Here is a 19,033-nt window from a genome sequence, read left to right on the forward strand (position 1 = left end):
GATGAAGCGCACGCTTCGCCAACGGCTCGCTGCCGGCACCGGTCTGTTGCTGGCGCTCACGCTGGCCAGCGCCTGTGACTTCGACGGCGCCTACGACCTGCCGCTGCCCGGTTCGCCGGTCAATGCCGACTCCGCCTACGAGATCACCGCGGAATTCGAGGACGTCATGAACGTCGTCCCTAAGTCGCCGGTGATGGTCGACGACGTCACCGTGGGTGAGGTCCTCGAGGTCGAGCGGAAGGGCTGGCACGCAGCGATCGTGATGCGGGTCCGCGACGACGTCGACCTCCCGGCCAACGCCGTCGCCGAGATCCGCCAGACCAGCCTCCTCGGCGAGAAGTACGTCTCGCTGGAGTCGCCGCGGGCCGAAGAACCCGTGGGTCGGTTGGCCGACGGGGCGCACATCGCGCTCGCCGACACGGGACGCAACCCTGAGGTCGAAGAGGTCCTCGGTGCGCTCTCCTTCCTCCTCAGCGGCGGTGGTGTCGCACAGCTCGGCACCATCACCCACGAGATGAACGCGGTGATGGACGGCCGCCAGGACGACCTCAAGAAGCTCTTCGGCACCCTCGACGAGGTGGTCGGCACGATCGACGACCAGAAGGTCGACATCATCAACGCGCTGGAGTCGATGAACCGGCTCAGCACCACGCTGAACGCCGAGCGCAAGACGATCGGCAACGCCATCGACGCGATGGCGCCGGCGGTCAAGGTGCTCCGGTCCCAGCAGGAGAACCTGGTCGCGATGCTGACCGAGCTCGACAAGCTCGGCGTGGTCGGTACCCGGGTGATCGGCGCGACCAAGGCCGACCTGCTCGCCATCCTCGGTGACCTCCGGCCGATCCTGACCAAGCTCAACGAGGCCGGACAGGCGCTGCCCGGTGGCCTTTCGCTGATGCTGAGCTTCCCGTTCCCGTCCGAGGCCCGCGAGATCGTCAAGGGCGACTACGCCAACGCCGAGATCAAGCTCGACGTGAACCTGGAGAACTTCATCGGCGAGGCGCCGCTGCTGAACCCGGGTCAGGTGCTGACCAAGGTCCAGAAGTGCCTCGCCTCGGGCAACCTGCTGAGCAAGTCCTGCCAGGCAGTGCTCGCCGACATCGACCTGGTCAAGAACCTCAAGGCGCTCTGCTCCGGGCCGGCGTTGAAGAACAACCCGGTCTGCCAGATCGTCCGTACCCTGCCGGACCTCACCTCGCTGCTCGGCCTCTCCCGGAGTGAGCAGAAGACGCCGAGTGTCTCGGAGAAGGAGGGCGACCTGCTCAGCATGGGCGCGCTCAAGCTCGGCATGGTCGCTCCCTCGGTCAACGCACCGAAGCAGGCGGACCTCTACGGAAGGACGTTGACGCGATGACCCGCGGAGTAAAGGTCCGGCTGATGCTCTTCGTCATCCTGAGCGCCGTCGGCATCGTCTACGTGACGGCGAGCTACCTGGGCGTCGTCGACAAGGTTCTCGGCCGCGGGTTCACCGTGGAGGCGTCGCTGCCTGACTCGGGTGGCCTCTACGAAGGCGCCTCGGTGACCTACCGAGGCGTCAAGATCGGCAAGGTCGCCAAGATGACGCCGACCTCGGACGGCCTGGTCGCCAAGCTCGCGTTGGACGAGGGCACCAAGCTGCCCAAGGACTCCTCGATCTACGTGCACAACCTGAGCGCCGTCGGTGAGCAGTACCTGGACTTCGAGCCGGCCAGTTCGTCAGGCCCGTACGCCACCGAGGGCACCAAGTTCACCGCCAACGCGGCATCGCTCCCGGTGGGCGAGGACGACCTGCTGATTCAGCTCGACGAGTTCGTCAGCTCGGTGGACAAGAAGAGCACCTCCATCGTCCTCGACGAGGTGGGCGCGATGTTCGCGGACACCGATGCGCCGCTCAACCAACTGATCGAAGGCGGCGTCCAGTTCGTCGACGAGGCGACGGCCCACACCGCCGAGACCATCCGCCTGCTGCGGGCCGGCCAGAAGGTGCTCCAGACGCAGAAGGAGCAGGGCGAGAACATCACCTCGTTCGCCCGTGACCTCTCGCTGCTGACCGACACGTTGAAGAAGAGCGACAAGAACCTGCGCCGCACGATGCGCGACGCGCCCCCTGCCTTGCAGGAGGTCCAGGGGTTGCTCAAGGACCTCGAACCCACCATTCCGGTGATGCTCGCCAACATGATCGACATGAACGGCGTGATCATGGCCAACATCACCGGCGTCGAGCAGATCCTGGTCGAGTTCCCGCGCGCCGTCGCGGCGGGCTTCACCGGTACTCCGGGCGACGGTTGGGGCCACACCAACATCCAGTTGGCGCAGACGCCGACGCCGTGCACCGGGCCGGGCTACATCCCGGCCAGCGAATGGCGCTCGCCGCATGACCTCACCGACGCTCCGACGTTCGAGGCAGGCTGCCAGCGTCCGGACGCGTTGCAGCGCGGCTCTGATCGCTCGCCGACGCGCTACAACTGGAAGAACGGCGCCTACCGGAGCACCTACGACCCCCAGACCGGGATCAGCGACTCGCTCGTCGACCAGTTCGGCAATCCTGTACGCGTCAACCAGCCGCGCAGCCTCTCGGTGCTCGGCGACGATTCGTGGAAGTGGATGCTTGTGGGACCGGTGAACCAGTGAACGCACTCAAAGGGCTCTCGCGGAGCCGACTCAACGTGATCCTCTATCTGGCGGTCGTCCTGGTCGCCTGTGGCGTGGTCCTGTTGGTGCTGCTCCAGCAGCAGTCGACCACCTCGATCGCGGATCGGACCCGGAACGCCTTCAGTAGCTCGGACGCCGTCCCGGCGGGTGTGGCGCTCGACGCCAAGGGCGAGGACCTGCACGCCAGCGTGCTGATGGCCGCAACCCAACAGGCGTTGGACTTCCTCAACGTCGACTACCGCGAGATCGACGAACACAACGAGCGGGTCCTCGCCAACTCGACCGGTGACTTCGCGGAGCAGTACCAGGCGACCATCGAATCGTTGGTCAAGGTCACCACCGAGAACCAGGTGATCCAGACCGGCCGCATCGTCGGTGCCGGTGTGGTCGCTGCTGACAAGGAGAACGCCACCGTGCTGGTGGCGATGGAGGGCAGCGTGCAGAACAAGGAGACCAAGTCCCCGCAGGCGAACGCGCAGCGGTTGCAGATGGATCTCGTCTGGACCGACGGTCACTGGCGCACCAACGACCTGAAGTTCGTGCCGTGATGGCCGAGAACAAGAAGCCCCGCCGGCTGGGCGGACAGGCCCAGGGCCCGCGTCCCATCCGCCGCGTCGCCGGACAGAGCCCGCGGCCCACGGAGCCTGGCTCCGAGCCCGCAGCCGAGCAGTCGGCCGGGACCCTGACCGATAAGTCGGCTGAACCCAAGTCCGCCAAGGCGGTCAAGGCTGCTGGGACCATTGCTGAGGGGACGGCACAGCCCTCGATCCTCGAGCGGCGCCGCACCACCGTGGTGCTCAGCTCGGTGCTTGCCGTCCTCGCGGTGCTGCTGATCGGGTTGGCGATCACCGGGCTCGCAGGCGAGCCGGACGAGGGCGACGTCAAGCGCTGGGAGCCGACGATCCAGGCCGGCAAGTTCACGCCTCCCGGTGCAGGCGTGCACCCGGTGACGGTGAGTTCCGTGGAGTGGGCCGGCTCGGTCGATGAGGTGGCCAACGCGATCTCGAAGATCTTCACCTTCTCCGCCAAGTCCATCGATGGACACCTCGAGGCGGTCCAGCCGTTGATGACCCAGCGGTTCATCGACGAGGAGTACACCGCGACGTTCAACGAGACCGCGGACAAGGTCAAGGCGAACAACGCCGACTACCAGATGCAGACCCAGGCGCAGTCCGTGCTCAGCGCGACCAGCTCCAAGGTCACCGCGTTGATCTTCGTCAACCAGTACGTCACCAAGGGCACCGGCAAGCAGGCGGTCACCGACCTGAACCCGCTGCGCCTCTTCGTCACCGCAATTCGTGAGAAGAACGCCTGGAAAATCGACGACATCAAGGCAGGATGAGTGCTCCCAGGTCGCCTACCCCAGGAGCGGGTCTCATGATCGAAACTGATCTCCTCATCATTGGTGCCGGACCGGCGGGTCTCTACGCCGGCTACTACGCGGGATTCCGTGGCTTGTCGGTGGCGATCATCGACTCGCTCCCGGAGCTCGGTGGTCAGGTCACCGCGATGTATCCGGAGAAGGCGATTCTCGACGTCGCCGGGTTCCCCACGGTCAAGGGACGCGAACTGGTGGCCGGCCTGGTGGCCCAGACCGACACCGCGAAGCCGGAGTACCTCCTGGGGCGTACCGCCTCCGGGCTGGTCACCGACGCTGACGGCGTCACGGTGAGCTGTGACGACGGCACGGAGGTCCGCGCCAAGGCGGTCCTGATCACCGCGGGGATCGGCAAGTTCGCTCCGCGGCCACTTCCGGTCGGCGCGGACTGGATCGGCCGCGGCATCGAGTACTTCGTCCCTGACTTCGAGCCCTACCGCGACAAGGACGTCGTCGTGATCGGTGGCGGCGACTCGGCGTTCGACTGGGCCCAGAACCTGGAGCCGATCGCCCGCACCGTGACGCTCGTCCACCGGCGCGACGCGTTCCGGGCCCACGCCCGGACCGTGGCCGAGGTACGGGAGTCCAGCGTCGAGATCATCACCAAGGCCCAGCTCAGCGCGGTGCGCGGCGAGGAGTGGGTGAGCGAGGTCGAGCTCGCTCTCGACGGCGGCGAGACCCGCACGCTGCCCGCCCAAGCCGTGATCGCGGCGCTCGGATTCATCGCCGACCTCGGTCCGATGAAGGAGTGGGGCCTGGCGCTCGACAAGCGGCACATCCTGGTGGACACCGCGATGCGGACCAACCTCGACCGTGTCTTCGCAGCCGGAGACATCACCGAGTACCCCGGCAAGGTCCGGCTGATCGCCGTCGGTTTCGGCGAAGCAGCCACTGCCATCAACAACGCTGCCGTGGTGATCGACCCGACAGCACACGTCTTCCCCGGTCACTCCAGCGAAGCTGAATGACCACGAAAAGCCCGGTGAGTGGGCAGAGAGGCACGAAGAGATGAAGGTGAAGGTTGACTTCGACCTGTGTGAGTCCAACGGGTTGTGCGAGGCGATGGCCCCGGACGCCTTCGAGCTTGACGACGATGACTACCTGGTCGTGAAGGTCGAGGAGATCACCGACGAGAACCGTGATCGCGTACAGCGCGCCGTAGCGGCGTGCCCGAAATCCGCGATCTCCATCGTGGAGGGATGAAGGACAAGATGACCCAGGAAAATCTGGACCTCAGCGGCAAGGTCGCCATCGTCACCGGCGCAGGTGCCGGTCTCGGTCGGGCCGAGGCACGCGCGCTCGCCAGCGCGGGCGCCAACATCGTGCTCAACGACCTGCCTAGCGCCGCAGACGAAGCCGCCGAAGAGCTGCGCGGCCTCGGGGTTGAGGTGCGGATCGCTCCGGGCGACGTGGGGGAGCGGGCGACCGCGGACCTGATGATCGCGGAGGCCGAGAAGCTCGGTGGCGTCGACATCGTGGTCAACAACGCCGGCATCACCCGTGACCGGATGATCTTCAACCTCGCCGACGACGAGTGGGACCTGGTCATCAAGGTGCACCTGCGTGGCCACTTCCTGCTGACCCGCAACGCCGCCTCCTACTGGCGTTCGAAGTCCAAGGCTGAGGGTGCCCCGGTCTACGGCCGGATCGTGAACACCTCCTCCGAGGCGTTCCTCTCCGGTTCCCCCGGCCAGGCCAACTACGCCGCGGCCAAGGCCGGCATCACCGCCCTCACCCTGTCGGCTGCGCGTGGCCTGTCGAAGATCGGCGTCACCGCCAACGCGATCTGCCCCCGGGCGCGGACCGCGATGACCGAGCAGGTCTTCGCCCCCGACGAGTCGGGCAAGACGGTCGACCCGTTCTCCGCCGACCACGTGGCACCGCTGGTCGCCTACCTGGCGTCGCCGGCTGCCGAGCGGATCAACGGCCAACTCTTCGTCGTCTACGGCGGCATGGTCTCGCTGATCGCGGCGCCGGTCGTCGAGCAGCGTTTCGACGCCACCGCCGACACCTGGTCGTTGGGCGACCTGGACCAGCAGCTCGGTGGCTACTTCACCGACCGCGACCCGAGCAAGTGCTTCGCTGCTGACTCGATCATGCAGCTCACCATCTGACGAAAAGGGAGTTCACTCATGGGCCGTTTGGCCGGCAAGGTCGCCATCGTTACCGGTGGCGCGCAGGGACAGGGCGCGGCGATCGTCCGTGCGTTCGTGACCGAGGGCGCCAAGGTCGTCATCGCTGACGTCGCCGAGGCCGAGGGCAAGACCCTCGCCGACGAGTTGGGCGAGAACGCCCTCTTCGTGCGCCACGACGTCAGCGACCTCGCTTCGTGGGAGGCGACCGTCGCCACCACCGTCGAGGCTTTCGGTCCGGTCAGCGTGCTCGCCAACAACGCGGGCATCCTGCGCTTCGGCGAGATCGAGACGCAGCCGGTGGAGGAGTACGAACTGCTCTTCCGGGTCAACCAGTTGGGTGTCTTCCTGGGCATGAAGGCGGTGGCCAAGGTGATGCGCGAGAACGGTGGTGGTTCGATCATCAACGCCTCGTCCATCGAGGGCCTGGCCGGTATGGCCAGCTGCGCCGGCTACACGGCGACCAAGTTCGCGATCCGCGGTATGACCAAGGCCGCGGCCCTCGAGCTCGGGCCCAAGGGCATTCGGGTCAACTCGGTGCACCCCGGCATGATCGACACCGGGATGACCCGCATCCACGGCGGCGACGCAGCGATGGAGTACGGCGCCAGCAAGGTGGCCCTCAAGCGCGTGGGCAACCCGGGCGACATCGCCCCGCTCTACGTCTACCTGGCCAGCGACGAGTCCAGCTTCGTCACGGGCGCGGAGATCGCCGTCGACGGCGGCGCCACCGCCACCCACGCCTTCGGCGGCTAGCCGAACCGTCAGGCACACGCGCCGAACCGTCAGTAGTACGAACTGAACCGTCGGTAGTACGAACTGAACCGTCGGTAGTACGAACTTGAGCCCGTAGCCAGAATGGCTACGGGCTCAAGTGTTTGGCGAAGACCAGACAGTTCGCCACAAGATCCTGACGTCTGGGCCCCGAGCGTGACGGTTCGGGCCGTGTGCCTGACGGTTCGGCGCCCGTGCCTGACGGTTCGGCGCGTGTGCCTGACGGTTCGGGTTAGCGGAGGAGGAGGTGGATGGCGACGCTCATCGAGCTGCTGACCTCGTCGGCCGAGTGACGGCCGGTGACCCAGCCGACCAGGGCCGACAGCCAGACGTCGCCGATCACTTTGGCGATCGCGATCTGCTCCTCGGAGGGCTCGACCGAGTCGTCGCCGTTCATCGCCTGGACCAGGACGCCGGTCAGCATCATGCCGACGCTGTGGATCTCGCTGGAAACCGAGGCGTCCGCGAACATGAACGCGCGGGTGAGAGCCTCGGTGAGCTGCGGGTCGCGCTGCATCGCTTTGGTGTTGCGGCCCAGCACGAAGAGGACGCGGTCGGCCGGGGTGTCCCCGGTGATCGTCTTGCCCTCGAGGGAGGAGGCCGTCTTGGAGAACTCCGTACCCAGCGCCGAGACCAGCAGGTGGATCTTGGAGGGGAAGTAGCGGTAGAGCGTGCCCAAAGCGACGTCGGCGCGCTCGGAGACGGCGCGCATCTGGACGGCGTCGAAGCCACCCTGGCTGGCCAGCTCGATGGTGGCGGCCAGGATCCGGCGACGCCGTTCGCGCTGTGCAGTGGAACCGACCTGTGCGGCGGGTAGGGAGTTGATCGCGTTCATCGTCGGTCTCCTCCCTTCTGGTTCATGCCACGTGGCATAGGTCACATGTGCTGGTGCAATCGTTAACTGGTGACGCACGTTGCAGCTGTTGCTTAGGCTAGCCGCTGATGGTCCATAATAGGAACACGTTCCATTTTGGTGGGTAGCCGGTCGGCGTGTCACGCGTCAGTGTCTCGGGTCACCGATCCGAGAGAAGAAGGGAAAGGTCGCAGACATGCGGGTTGCACTGGTGTCCTATCGAAGTAAGCCCCACTGTGGTGGCCAGGGTGTCTACATTCGGCACCTCAGTCGTGAGTTGGTGGCCTTGGGCCACGAGGTCGAGGTCTTCTCCGGCCAGCCGTACCCCGAGCTCGACCCTGGCGTGGGCCTGACCAAGGTGCCCAGCCTGGACCTGTACCGCGAGCCCGACCCGTTCCGGGTCCCGCACCCGCGTGAGTTCCGCGATCTGATCGACGTCGAGGAGTTCGCCACCATGTGCGTGGCCGGTTTCCCCGAGCCGAAGACGTTCAGCAAGCGCGTCGCCAAGCTGCTGATGGAGCGCCGCGACGACTTCGACGTAATCCATGACAACCAGGTCCTGGGCTACGGCCTGGTCGACCTGCAGGAGGCCGGGTTCCCGGTCGTCACCACCCTGCACCACCCGATCACCTTCGACCGTCGCGTCGACCTCGCCGCCGCCCCCAACTGGCGCAAGCGGCTCACCCTGCGTCGCTGGTACGGCTTCCTGCGGATGCAGGGCAAGGTCGCCCGCCGCGCCACCCGCATCCTGACCCCGTCGGAGTCCTCGGCGCGCGACATCGTCGCGGACTTCAACGTATCGCCCGGCGTGATCCAGGTGATCCCGCTCGGTGCCGACGACGCGTTCGTGCCGCCGACCAAGCCGCGCGTCCCGGGCCGGATCGTGGCGATGGCCAGCGCCGACGCCGCGATCAAGGGCGTGCACACCCTGCTGGAGGCGTTCGCGAAGCTTCGCACCGAGCGCGACCTGGAGCTGGTGCTGGTCAGCAAGCCGCAGGCCGGCGGCCGGACCGAGCAGCTGATCGAGAAGCTCGCGATCAAGGACTCCGTCCGCTTCGTGCACGGGATCAGCGACGCCGAACTGGTCGAGATCATGGGCTCGGCCGAACTGGCCTGCGTGCCGTCGCTCTACGAGGGCTTCTCACTGCCGACCGCCGAGCTGATGGCCTGCGAGACGCCGCTGGTCGTCAGCCGTGCCGGAGCGATCCCCGAGGTCGTCGGCCCGGACGGCCTCTGCGCCGACCTGGTCGAGCCCGGCAACGTGGAGGAGCTCCGCTCCGCCATCGCCGACCTGCTCGACGACCCCGAGCGCCGGGCCCGGATGGGCCGGGCGGGCCGGGAACGGGTTCTGGAACGGTTCAGCTGGCGCGCCGTCGCCATCGCTGTCGCCCAGGCCTACGAAGAGACCATCGACGCCGCGGCGTCCACCACCAACCAGGAGCGTTGATGCTGACCGTCGATTTTGACCGCTTGGGCCTGCGACCGGGCGAGCGCGTCCTCGACATGGGTTGTGGCGCTGGGCGCCATGCCTTCGAGATGTACCGCCGTGGCGCCGACGTCATCGCCTTCGACCAGGACGCCGACGAACTCTCCGGCGTGCGTGACCTCTTCGTGGCGATGAAGGAGGCCGGCGAGGTCCCGGTCGGTGCCGAGGCCGACGTCAAGGAGGGTGACGCTCTCTCCCTGCCGTTCGCTGACGGCGAGTTCGACCGGATCGTCTGCGCCGAGGTCCTGGAGCACATCTGGGCCGACGTCGACGCGATCAAGGAGATGGTCCGGGTCCTGCGTCCCGGCGGCACGCTCGCCGTCTCGGTGCCGCGCTGGCTGCCCGAGGTGATCAACTGGAAGCTCTCGGCCGACTACCACAACGCGCCGGGCGGCCACATCCGGATCTACACCGACCATGAGCTGATCGACAAGGTCACCAAGGCCGGTCGCCCCAATGACGGCACCGACGGTGACGCGATGATCTTCACCGGCAAGTCCTACGCGCACGGTCTGCACGCCCCGTACTGGTGGATCAAGTGCGCGGTCGGCGTGGAGAACAACGAGCACCCGTTGGCCCGTGGCTACCAGAAGCTGCTTGAGTGGCAGATCATGAAGAACCCGCTCTCGCTCCGAGTGGCCGACAAGGTGCTCGACCCGGTGATCGGCAAGAGCATGGTCCTGTACTTCACCAAGCCTGATGCGGCCTGACTCCCCGCGCTCACGGCCCGAACTCGCTGTCGCCGACGTCCGGGATGTCCTGACGCCGGCGCAGATCGAGGCGTCTGCCGCGGCGATCGCGGCGATGCAGGAGCCGGACGGCGCCATTCCCTGGGTCGCCGGCGAGCACACCGACGTGTGGAACCACGTCGAGGGTGCGATGGCGATGCTGGTCGGCGGCCAGGTCGCCGCCGCGGAGCGCGCCTACGAGTGGGTGCGCGCCAACCAGCGGGCCGACGGTTCGTGGCCGATGAAGATCGTCGGCGGCAAGGTCGAGGACGAGTCGGCCGAGACGAACATGTCCGCCTACATCGCGGTCGGTGTCTGGCACCACTGGTTGATCCGGCGCGACCTCGACTTCGTCCGTCGGTTCTGGCCGACGGTCCGGCGCGGTCTGGACTTCGTAGTCTCGCTGCAGATGGACTGGGGTGCGATCGCCTGGTCCCAGGAGTGGCGCGACGGCCGACCCGGCAAGGTCAACGAGGAGGGCTTGTTGGCCTGCTCCTCGAGCATCTACCAGAGCCTGCGCGCAGGGGTGGCGATCGCCGAGCTGATCGGTGACGCACAGCCCGAGTGGGAGCTCGCGGGTGGCCGACTGGGCCATGCCGTCCGGGAACATGCCGGGGAGTTCCTCGACAAGTCCGAGTGGTCGATGGACTGGTACTACCCGGTCCTCGGCGGAGCCGTACAGGACGCCGCCGCCCGCGAACTGCTCAGCAACTCCGAGTGGGACCGGTTCGTTGTCGAGGGCCTCGGCATCCGCTGCGTCGGCAAGAACGACTGGGTGACCGGCGCGGAGACGTGTGAATTGGTGATGGCACTCGACGCGGCGGGGGAGCGCGACAAGGCGCTCGCCCTCTTCGCCGACATGCAGCACCTGCGCGCCGAGGCGGGGAGCTACTGGACCGGCTACGTCTGGCCCGACGACGTCAACTGGCCGGTGGAGTACTCCAGCTACACCGCGGCTGCGGTGATCCTGGCCTACGACCAGCTGGCAGAGCTCACTCCGGGCGGCGACATCATGAAGGGCGCCACCTTGCCCGCTCCGTTCGCGGAGATCGGGCTCGGCTGCGACTGCCGTTCAGACGACGAGGTCCCCAGCCTCTCCTGAGGTGCGCCGCAGGACCCGCATCGAGCCGACGACGTCGATCTCGGTGAAGGCACCGCTGGCAAGCGCGGGAAGGTAGATCTCCTCGTACGGCGGGCGGCCGCCGTCGGCGGGGTCGGGGAAGACGTCGTGGATCACCAGGACGCCGCCCGACGCGACCCAACGCGGCCAGGTCTGGAAGTCCGCTCGGGCGGGCTCGACGCCGTGGCCACCGTCGATGAAAAGCAACGACAGCGGCGTCCGCCAGTGCGCGCCGACGCTGGGGGAGCTGCCGACGACGGCAACCACGTGGTCCTCGAGTCCGGCGGCCGCGATGTTGCGACGGAAGACGCCGAGGGTGTCCATCCGGCCGTCGTTGGGGTCGACCAGGGTGGTGTCGTGGTGCTCCCAACCGGCCTGGTTCTCCTCCGAGCCGCGGTGGTGGTCGACGGTGAAGACCATGCCGCCGACCTCGCGCGCGGCGGCACCGAGGTAGATTGCCGACTTGCCGCAGTAGGTGCCGACCTCAAGCGCCGGGCCCTGACCGAGCTGCGCGACGCCGTAGCGGTGCAGCAACGCGCCCTCGTCGGCGGGCATGAACCCCTTGGCCGCCAAGGCGTGTTCCAGTAGGTCGGAGGGCATCTGCGCGGAGACGTCGTTCATGACACTATTGGAACACGTTCTATCTGCCTGTCCGGTGAGGAGTCCACGGTGTCGATCGGCATCTCTGAAGAGCACGTCGAACTTGCTGCAAGCCTGCGTAAATGGGGCGCCAGCCTGAACCCCACCGAGGACGCCCGTGGCGTCGAGGGTGCAGCGGATGCCGCATTCGACGAGGCCTACGCGGCCGCCGCCGAGATGGGCCTGCACGGGATCGCGCTGCCGGAGAAGGTCGGTGGCGGCGACGGCACCGCGCTCGACAGTGCGGTCGCCCTGGAGGCGCTTGCGCACGCACTGGTCCCGGGCGGTCTGCTGGGTGCCCAGGTGGCCGCGAACCTGCTCGGCTCCACCTCGATCGCGGACCAGCTCGCCGAGGGCGAGGCCCGGGTCGCGATCGGCGCCGAACCCACCCTGCAGCTCTCGGCTGGCACGCTGAGCGGCGCCGTCGCGCTGGTCTCGGACGTGCCGGGCGCGACCCACTTCCTGCTCGGCACCACCGCCGACGCGTGGTACCTCGTTCCCGCCGCCCAGGTCGCGGCGACGGCGCACGCCGGTCCGGATCTGACCCGGCGCTTCGGCTCCGCACGCCTCGACGCCGTCGCCGAGGGTGACGTCGAGTTGGTCGCCGACCTGGAGAGCGCCACGGTTCGCCGGATGACGATCACGATGGCCGCGGCTGAGGCCAGCGGGATCGCCCGTTGGTGCTTGGAGACCGCGGTCGACTACGCCGGCGTCCGCGAGCAGTTCGGTCGCAAGATCGGCTCGTTCCAGGCGATCAAGCACCTCTGCGCCGAGATGCTGGAACGGGTCGAGACGATCACCGCACTCGCCTGGGACGCCGCCGCGGTCGCAGGGGGAGAGGCGGAGCAGTGGGCGTTCAGCACCGACGCCGTCGCGGCCACCGTCTTCGACGCGGCCGTCTCGGTCGCCCACGACTGCATCCAGATCCTCGGCGGGATCGGCTTCACCTTCGAGCACGAGGCTCACCTCCGGCTGCGTCGGGCGATGGCGCTGCGCGCCCTGATCGGTGACGCCGACGCTGCCGCCGTCTCCCTTGCCGAACAGGCCCAGGCCGGCGTCCGTCGCCAGGTCGCCGTCGACTTCGACGGTGCCGACACCGCGGTCCGCCCGGCCATCGCCGCCGAGGTGGCCGAGGTCGCCGCACTCGATGGCGCTGCCCAGCGTGAAGCGTTGGTCCGCTCCGGTCTGCTCACCCCGCACTGGCCGGCGCCCTGGGGTCGCGGTGCCTCGGCGGTCGAGCAGCTGGTCATCGACCAGGAGCTCTCGGCTGCCGGTGTTGCCCGTCCCGACCTGAAGATCGCGGGTTGGGCGGTGCCGACCATCATCGCGCACGGAAACGACGCGCAGCGTGAGAAGTTCGTCCGTCCGAGCCTGCTCGGCGACCTGATCTGGTGCCAGCTCTTCTCCGAGCCGGAGGCGGGCTCCGACCTCGCCTCGCTGCGCACCCGCGCGGTGAATGTCGACGGCGGCTGGGAGCTGACCGGCCAGAAGGTCTGGACCTCACTGGCTCAGGACGCCCACTGGGGCATCTGCCTGGCCCGGACCAACCCGGAAGCCCCGCAGCACAAGGGGATCACCTACTTCCTGGTCGACATGACCAGTGCCGGGCTCGACATCCGGCCGCTCCGCGAGATGACCGGCGACGCGCTCTTCAACGAGGTCTTCCTGGACAAGGTCTTCGTCCCGGACGAGATGGTCGTCGGCGAGGTCGACGGCGGCTGGAAGCTGGCCCGCACCACGTTGGCCAACGAGCGGGTGGCGATGGCCGGACACCGTCTGGGTGCCAGCACCGAGCAGGCGGTCGGTCTGCTCAGCACGGCGTCGCTGACCGAGCGGGTCAAGGTGGGTCACGCCGTCGCGCTGGCCACGGTCTGCTCGCTGCTCGGCGTCCGCACCGTGCTGCGTTCGCTGGCAGGTCAGGGCCCGGGGTCGGAGTCGAGCGTCTCCAAGCTGCTCGGTGTGCGCAGTCGGCAGGAGGCGTCCGACCTGGTGGTTCAGCTGCTCGGTGGCTCGGTCCTGGTGGGCGGCCCGGAGACGGAGTCCGCACTCCACGAGGCGCTGCTGACGCGGTGCCTCTCGATCGCCGGTGGTACCACCCAGGTGCTCCGCAACGTGGCGGGCGAACGGATCCTCGGTCTGCCCCGCTAGCGGTGGTTACCGCTGCCTGCGCCAGGTGTTCCAGTGCCAGTGCAGGTAGCGGTCGATCGCGCGCACCACGTGGGCGCTGCGGATCGAGGGGAAGATGTCGAAGGCGTGCTGGGTGCCGGGGAGCTCGGCGAAGACCACCGTGCGCTTCGACACCTCCCGTAGCCGTTCCACGAAGAGTCGGGCCTGTTCGACGGAGACCAACGTGTCGTTGGTCCCGTGGATGACGAAGAAGTCCGGCGCGTCCGGGGTGATCCGCAGGATCGGGGAGGCGGCTTCGTACGCCTCCGGATCCTGCGCCCAGCTCTTGGCGAAGACCCGCTTGCCGAGGAAGCCGTCGCGCATCGCGATCGCCGACCGCAGGCCCGTGGCCCCGGCCATGTCGTAGACGCCGTAGTGGGGGACCGCGACCTGGACGCCGGTCTCGGCCTCCTCGAACCCGGGTTGATAGGCGGGGTCGTTCGGCGTCAGCGCGGCCAGTGCGGTCAGGTGGCCACCCGCCGAGCCGCCGGTCAGCGCAAGGTAGTTCGGGTCGCCGCCGTACTCACTGATGTTCTCCCGGATCCAGGCGATCGCCTGCTTGACGTCGATGATCTGGGCGGGGAACCGATCGCGTGGCGCCAATCGATAGTTGATCGCGACGCAGACCCAACCCTTGGCAGCCAGGTGCTGCATCAGCGGGACACCCTGCTGTTCCTTGTTGCCGATCGTCCAGGCGCCGCCGTGGATCTGGAGCAGCACCGGGGCGTCGGTGCGGTTCGACTCTGCCGGTAGGTAGAGGTCGAGCTCGTTGCGGCGTCCCGCGGGTCCGTAACTGATTCCGCGGATCACCCGGACGCCGGGCTGGCGCATCCGGAAGGGGTTGACCAGGCTCCGCCACGGGGTTGCCAGCTCCGCCGGGGTGGGCGCAGCGTCGAGTGCGGTCACGTAGTCCGCGCCCAGATCCGTGTCCAGCGCCGAGCTGACCAGGGCTCGGGAACGGCCACTCTCGCGGATCAGTGCACTGAGCCCGAGAGCGCTGGCGCCGGCGAGCAGGTAGCCGAGGCGGCTGCCACGCCCCCGTGCCGTGTTGATCGCGGTGTCGGCTGCGGTGACGCTGAGCAGGTGCGGAGCCAGCTCGGTGGTCAGCCAGCCCGCGGCGAACGAGGGAATCCCGGATCGGACGCCGCGTGCCGGTCGCAGAGCGTTGGCGGTCAGGGCGGCAGTGATCAGTTGACGTCGCAAGTAACCCACGAGTCGGATGCTAGTCATTTTTCCTCAGCCAGAAAAGTAGAACATGTTCTAGGTGTCCGTTATGCTCCCGGCCATGGAACGCCTAAGTGGTCTCGACGCCAGTTTCCTCTACCTGGAGACTCCCGAGCAGTTGATGCACGTCTGCGCTCTTCTGGTGCTCGATCCCGAGACCATGCCCGGGGGCTACTCCTTCGAGGCGATGAAGGCACAGATCAATGAGCGGGTCGGCAATGTCGGCCACTTCACCCGGAAGCTGCGCAAGGTGCCGCTCCGCCTCGACCATCCGGTCTGGGTCGACGACGACCACTTCGACATCGACCGTCACGTCCACCGGATGGCACTGCCGGCGCCGGGTGGCTACGACGAGCTGGTCGAACTGGCCGGCCACCTGGCCGGACTTCCGATGGACCGCAACCGTCCGCTGTGGGAAATGGTGGTCATCGAGGGCTACCTCGATGGCCAGATCGTGGTCTTCTCCAAGATGCACCACGCCACCGTCGACGGCGTCTCGGGCTCCAACCTGATCTCGCACCTGTGCAGCCTCGAGGCGGACGCCGCGCCGCTGGTGGTGGCCGAGCCGCGGACGCCGTCGCGTCACCCCCGCGACCTCGAACTGGTCGGCCGCGCCGTCGTCTCCACGCTGACGAAGCCGTGGCAGGCAGCCAAGCTGCTCGCCCCGACCGGCCAGCTCGTCACCCGGACGGTGGAGCGGGCCCGGCGTGGCGAAGCGATGGCCGCGCCGTTCACGGCTCCGCGGACCTCGTTCAACGGCACCATCACCGGACACCGCAGCGTCGCCTTCGCAGACATGTCGCTGATCGACGTCAAGGCGATCAAGACCGCCACCGGGACCACCGTCAACGACGTCGTGCTGACCGTCGCCGGGGGAGCGCTGCGCCGCTACCTCTCCGAGCGTGGCGAACTACCCGAGACCAGCCTGATGGCGACCGTTCCCGTCTCCGTGCGCGAGAAGTCGGCCCGGGACGGCGGCGCCAACAAGGTCTCCGCGCTCTTCGCCCGCCTGGGCACCGACATCGAGGACCCGATCGAGCGGCTCCAGATGATGTCGGAGGCCAACCGGAAGGCCAAGGAGCACCACCAGGCGATCAGCGCGGACGCGCTCCAGGACTGGGCCGAGTTCGCCGCACCGCGGACGTTCGGGCTCGCGGTCCGGGCCTACGCCGGCCTGCGGCTGGCCGAGCGGCACCCGGTCGTTCACAACCTGGTGATCTCGAACGTGCCCGGTCCGCCGGTCCCGCTCTACTTCAACGGCGCCCGGATCGACGCGCTCTACCCGCTCGGCCCGGTCTTCCACGGCGCCGGCGTCAACGTCACCGTGATGTCGCACGCCGGTGACATCAACGTCGGCGTGATGGCGTGCCGCGAGTCGATGCCGGACGTCTACGAGTTCGTCCAGCACTTCCCCGCGGCACTCGCCGAGCTGAAGGAGCTGGCGCTCAGCTCTTGATCCGCGCCTGCACGGTGTTGAGGGCGTGCGCCATGACGGGGACGAACTCCTCGGCCTGGAGCACGACCGCAGCATGGCCGGCGTGCACCTCGTGCACGGTGGCACCAGGAATCCGGGCAGCGAGTGCGAACTGGCGCTCCGGTGGGATCACCCGATCCTTGGTCGGCACCACGACGGCGGTCGGGACGTCGATCCGCGACACCCACGGACGGGAGTGGTGGCGACCGAGGGCTGCCACGGCCTGGCCCACCGCAAGCGGTGAGGTGCGCCGCATCTCTTCGAGCGCCCACTCGTAGAGGTCCGCCTCGCCGCCCAGTCCGGCTGCGGTTCGGCGGGCCCCGAAGTCGGCGATCCGGGCCGTGATCGGCTTGCGGAAGCCGAACATCGCGGCACCGGTCGCCTGGTGGAAGAGCTTCTCGGTGGTGGTTGACATGAACCGGTCCGTGCTCGCCGCCAGGACCAGGCCGCTGACCCGCTCGCGGTGTTGGCGCCAGACGCGCTGCGCGACGATCGAGCCCATCGAGTAGCCGCCGATGATGGCCTTCTCCAGGCCTTTGGCGTCGAGAAGTGCGGCGACGTCGTCGGCACAGTCGTAGAGGCTGAAGGTGCCTTGGGTGATGCCGCGTCCGTGCGATCGCTGGTCGAGCGTGATCACCCGGTACCGCTTGGTCAAGGTGCTGATCGTGGGGTACCAGGTCAGCAGCCCGGTGGTGGCCAGTGCGTGCAGCAGGACGACGACGGGCGCGTCCGGGGTGGGGCCCGGGTTGTCGCTGACAAAGGTGGCACCGCCGCGGCCGGGGAGCTCCAGCATGGTGCCGTCCGGCACCGGTTCCGGCGGCAGTTCCATCAACCGACGGGCGAATCCAAGCGGCGCTCCCACGCGTCCTCCTCCAGCTATTGAACTTACTAGAACAGGTTACAGATTTCTTGGCGTCAGCGGCCCGTTTCGCCTTGCCAGGCAGCCAATCGGCCCGCCCGGTGGACGGCGCGGAGTCGCCGTTCCGCCTCCTCCTGGAGCTCCGGGCGGGTGAAGATTAAGAAGACGTCACCGGTACGTAGCTGGCTGGTCGCCTGGAGCGGGCTGGTCTCACCGTCGCGAACCAGGAGGGCTGGGGTGGTTCCGGGCGGGAGCCGCAGCTCGGCGATATGGACCCCGTGCAGGAGAGAACCGGGGGTGACGTGGACCTGGAGCAGCTCCGCACCCAGCTGGTAGAGACTCGAGGTACCGACCTTGAGGTCGAGCGATGGGGGCGGCGGACGCTCCGCGGCGGGACCGACCAGACGGGCCGGGATCAAGCGCGAGCTGAAGCGAAGCTGGCCGGCTGCCAGCGGCCCGATCACCGCGAGGATCAGGACGTAGCCCGCGGCCAATGCACCGATCCGAGGGTCGAGCCCTGCGCCCGTCGCCAACGCCGCCAGGATCAGAGAGAACTCGCCGCGGGTCAGCACGGTGAAACCGATCGCGGCCGCCTCGACGCGACCGAAACCGTGGAGCCGTGCCGCGATCACACCGGCGATGGTGGCCAGCAGCACCGTCATCACCACCGCGCTGGCCACCTGCGGGGCGACGCTGACCACGTCGTCGGGGTGGATGCTCAGACCGAAGTGGAAGAAGAAGACGGCGCCGAAGGCGTCGCGCAGAGGATGGGTCAACTGCCGGAGCCGGCCGGCCCGCGTCGTAGCCCCGAGGATCAGACCGACCATGAAGGCGCCGATCGCATCGGAGACGCCCAACAGCTCCGCGAGTCCGGCCATCGCGATGGCGAGCCCGACGAAGACCACCACCACGATCTCCTCGTCCGGCACCGAGATCAGTCGGGAGACCAACCGGGTGCCGTAGCGGGCGATGGCGAAGAGCGCGATCAGGAAGGTGAAGGCCCCGGCGATCCCGACCAGCGCCTCCTGGGCGTTGCCGGCACCGCCGAGGACCGGCTGGAGCAGAGCCAGGTAGAAGGCCAGGAAGATGTCCTCGAGGACAGCGATACCCAAGATGACCTTGGTCTCCGGGTTGGAGAGCCGACGGTTCTCCACAATCACCTTGGTCACAATCGCCGTCGAGGAGATCCCGACGATCCCAGCGATGACGAAGGCGTCGGCAACGCCCCAGCCGAGGGCGAAGCCGTAGACGAGCCCGCCGCCGACGTTGAGGACCAGGTAGATCGTCGCCGCGCTCAGCAGCTTGCGCCCACCCGAGGTGAGCTTGTCCAGAGTGAACTCCAGCCCCAGGTAGAAGAGCAGGAAGACCAGGCCGAGCTTGGCCACCAGGTCCAGGTCGTGGGGCTCAGGAACCAGGACCAGACCCGGTGTGAAGGGGCCGAAGACGAGGCCCGCCACCATGTAGAGCGGGATCGTCGGCACCCCGTAGCGCCCACCGATCCGGGCCAGCAGTCCGCAGATCAGGAGCGCGCTGCCGAGCGCGACGAGGAGGTCGGCAGCGTGAGGCACA

18 protein-coding genes are annotated in these 19,033 nt (G+C 68.1%); 13 read left to right on the forward strand and 5 right to left on the reverse strand.

All coding sequences use genetic code 11. The features are described 5' to 3' along the window. Nucleotide 1 precedes the first annotated feature (1 nt). From ACLM5J_RS18700 to ACLM5J_RS18735, 8 genes are read left to right on the forward strand one after another with little or no spacing between them, the layout of a single operon-like run. Entirely contained in the window at nt 2-1,354 is a 1,353-nt protein-coding gene (locus ACLM5J_RS18700) for an MCE family protein (RefSeq protein ID WP_413658139.1), read from the forward strand. Next, the gene (locus ACLM5J_RS18705; protein WP_413658141.1) at nt 1,351-2,610 is read left to right on the forward strand and encodes an MlaD family protein; all 1,260 of its coding nucleotides are present in this window, start codon (nt 1,351-1,353) and stop codon (nt 2,608-2,610) included. The genes ACLM5J_RS18700 and ACLM5J_RS18705 overlap by 4 nt, the downstream gene beginning before the upstream one ends. Next, nucleotides 2,607-3,179 (forward strand): hypothetical protein, encoded by a 573-nt coding sequence (locus ACLM5J_RS18710; protein ID WP_413658143.1) that lies wholly within the window; start codon nt 2,607-2,609, stop codon nt 3,177-3,179. Before ACLM5J_RS18705 ends, ACLM5J_RS18710 begins: the two co-directional genes overlap by 4 nt. Then, complete coding sequence (locus ACLM5J_RS18715) at nt 3,179-3,973, forward strand: hypothetical protein (protein WP_413658145.1); 795 nt, start codon at nt 3,179-3,181, stop codon at nt 3,971-3,973. Before ACLM5J_RS18710 ends, ACLM5J_RS18715 begins: the two co-directional genes overlap by 1 nt. Before the next feature lie 35 nt (nt 3,974-4,008). Then, nucleotides 4,009-4,977, forward strand: a complete 969-nt coding sequence (locus ACLM5J_RS18720) for an NAD(P)/FAD-dependent oxidoreductase (protein WP_413658147.1) — start codon at nt 4,009-4,011, stop codon at nt 4,975-4,977. Between the two features lie 40 nt (nt 4,978-5,017). After that, nucleotides 5,018-5,212: a ferredoxin gene (locus tag ACLM5J_RS18725; RefSeq protein ID WP_413658149.1), complete on the forward strand. Its 195-nt coding sequence runs from the start codon at nt 5,018-5,020 to the stop codon at nt 5,210-5,212. Beyond that, entirely contained in the window at nt 5,209-6,123 is a 915-nt protein-coding gene (locus ACLM5J_RS18730; RefSeq protein ID WP_413658151.1) for a 3-oxoacyl-ACP reductase, read from the forward strand. The genes ACLM5J_RS18725 and ACLM5J_RS18730 overlap by 4 nt, the downstream gene beginning before the upstream one ends. Before the next feature lie 18 nt (nt 6,124-6,141). Continuing rightward, nucleotides 6,142-6,897, forward strand: coding sequence for a glucose 1-dehydrogenase (locus tag ACLM5J_RS18735; RefSeq protein WP_413658152.1), 756 nt, complete (start codon nt 6,142-6,144; stop codon nt 6,895-6,897). Nucleotides 6,898-7,147: 250 nt separating this feature from the next. On the opposite strand, the gene ACLM5J_RS18740 is transcribed toward ACLM5J_RS18735, so the two are convergent. Next, the gene (locus ACLM5J_RS18740) at nt 7,148-7,750 is read right to left on the reverse strand and encodes a TetR family transcriptional regulator (RefSeq protein ID WP_413658154.1); all 603 of its coding nucleotides are present in this window, start codon (nt 7,748-7,750) and stop codon (nt 7,148-7,150) included. Between the two features lie 214 nt (nt 7,751-7,964). On the opposite strand from ACLM5J_RS18740, the gene ACLM5J_RS18745 reads away from it, so the two are divergent. Genes ACLM5J_RS18745 through ACLM5J_RS18755 form a run of 3 tightly spaced genes read left to right on the forward strand, consistent with a single transcriptional unit; the run spans nt 7,965 to nt 11,084 of the window. Then, the gene (locus ACLM5J_RS18745; protein ID WP_413658156.1) at nt 7,965-9,215 is read left to right on the forward strand and encodes a glycosyltransferase family 4 protein; all 1,251 of its coding nucleotides are present in this window, start codon (nt 7,965-7,967) and stop codon (nt 9,213-9,215) included. Then, nucleotides 9,215-9,964: a methyltransferase domain-containing protein gene (locus ACLM5J_RS18750; protein ID WP_413658158.1), complete on the forward strand. Its 750-nt coding sequence runs from the start codon at nt 9,215-9,217 to the stop codon at nt 9,962-9,964. The genes ACLM5J_RS18745 and ACLM5J_RS18750 overlap by 1 nt, the downstream gene beginning before the upstream one ends. Next, the gene (locus ACLM5J_RS18755) at nt 9,954-11,084 is read left to right on the forward strand and encodes a prenyltransferase (protein ID WP_413658160.1); all 1,131 of its coding nucleotides are present in this window, start codon (nt 9,954-9,956) and stop codon (nt 11,082-11,084) included. The genes ACLM5J_RS18750 and ACLM5J_RS18755 overlap by 11 nt, the downstream gene beginning before the upstream one ends. Here ACLM5J_RS18755 and ACLM5J_RS18760 read toward each other — a convergent pair. Beyond that, on the reverse strand, nt 11,055-11,723 hold the full coding sequence (locus ACLM5J_RS18760) for a class I SAM-dependent methyltransferase (RefSeq protein WP_413658162.1): 669 nt from the start codon (nt 11,721-11,723) through the stop codon (nt 11,055-11,057). The genes ACLM5J_RS18755 and ACLM5J_RS18760 overlap by 30 nt on opposite strands. A gap of 48 nt (nt 11,724-11,771) precedes the next feature. Here ACLM5J_RS18760 and ACLM5J_RS18765 point away from each other — a divergent pair, with 48 nt between their 5' ends. After that, nucleotides 11,772-13,889: an acyl-CoA dehydrogenase family protein gene (locus ACLM5J_RS18765; RefSeq protein WP_413658165.1), complete on the forward strand. Its 2,118-nt coding sequence runs from the start codon at nt 11,772-11,774 to the stop codon at nt 13,887-13,889. 6 nt (nt 13,890-13,895) lie between these two features. On the opposite strand, the gene ACLM5J_RS18770 is transcribed toward ACLM5J_RS18765, so the two are convergent. Then, the gene (locus tag ACLM5J_RS18770; RefSeq protein ID WP_413658167.1) at nt 13,896-15,119 is read right to left on the reverse strand and encodes an alpha/beta hydrolase fold domain-containing protein; all 1,224 of its coding nucleotides are present in this window, start codon (nt 15,117-15,119) and stop codon (nt 13,896-13,898) included. Nucleotides 15,120-15,192: 73 nt separating this feature from the next. Between ACLM5J_RS18770 and ACLM5J_RS18775 the strand changes: the two genes are divergently transcribed. Next, nucleotides 15,193-16,587: a WS/DGAT/MGAT family O-acyltransferase gene (locus ACLM5J_RS18775; RefSeq protein ID WP_413658169.1), complete on the forward strand. Its 1,395-nt coding sequence runs from the start codon at nt 15,193-15,195 to the stop codon at nt 16,585-16,587. Here the strand turns inward: ACLM5J_RS18775 and ACLM5J_RS18780 are convergent. Both ACLM5J_RS18780 and ACLM5J_RS18785 read right to left on the reverse strand, forming a co-directional pair. Next, the gene (locus ACLM5J_RS18780) at nt 16,577-17,467 is read right to left on the reverse strand and encodes an alpha/beta fold hydrolase (protein ID WP_413658171.1); all 891 of its coding nucleotides are present in this window, start codon (nt 17,465-17,467) and stop codon (nt 16,577-16,579) included. The two genes, ACLM5J_RS18775 and ACLM5J_RS18780, sit on opposite strands and share 11 nt — an antisense overlap. 53 nt (nt 17,468-17,520) lie before the next feature. Further along, nucleotides 17,521-19,032, reverse strand: coding sequence for a cation:proton antiporter (locus tag ACLM5J_RS18785; RefSeq protein ID WP_413658173.1), 1,512 nt, complete (start codon nt 19,030-19,032; stop codon nt 17,521-17,523). Nucleotide 19,033: the final 1 nt, after the last annotated feature.

The organism is Nocardioides sp. Bht2 (assembly GCF_047308515.1).
Taxonomy (GTDB): domain Bacteria; phylum Actinomycetota; class Actinomycetes; order Propionibacteriales; family Nocardioidaceae; genus Nocardioides.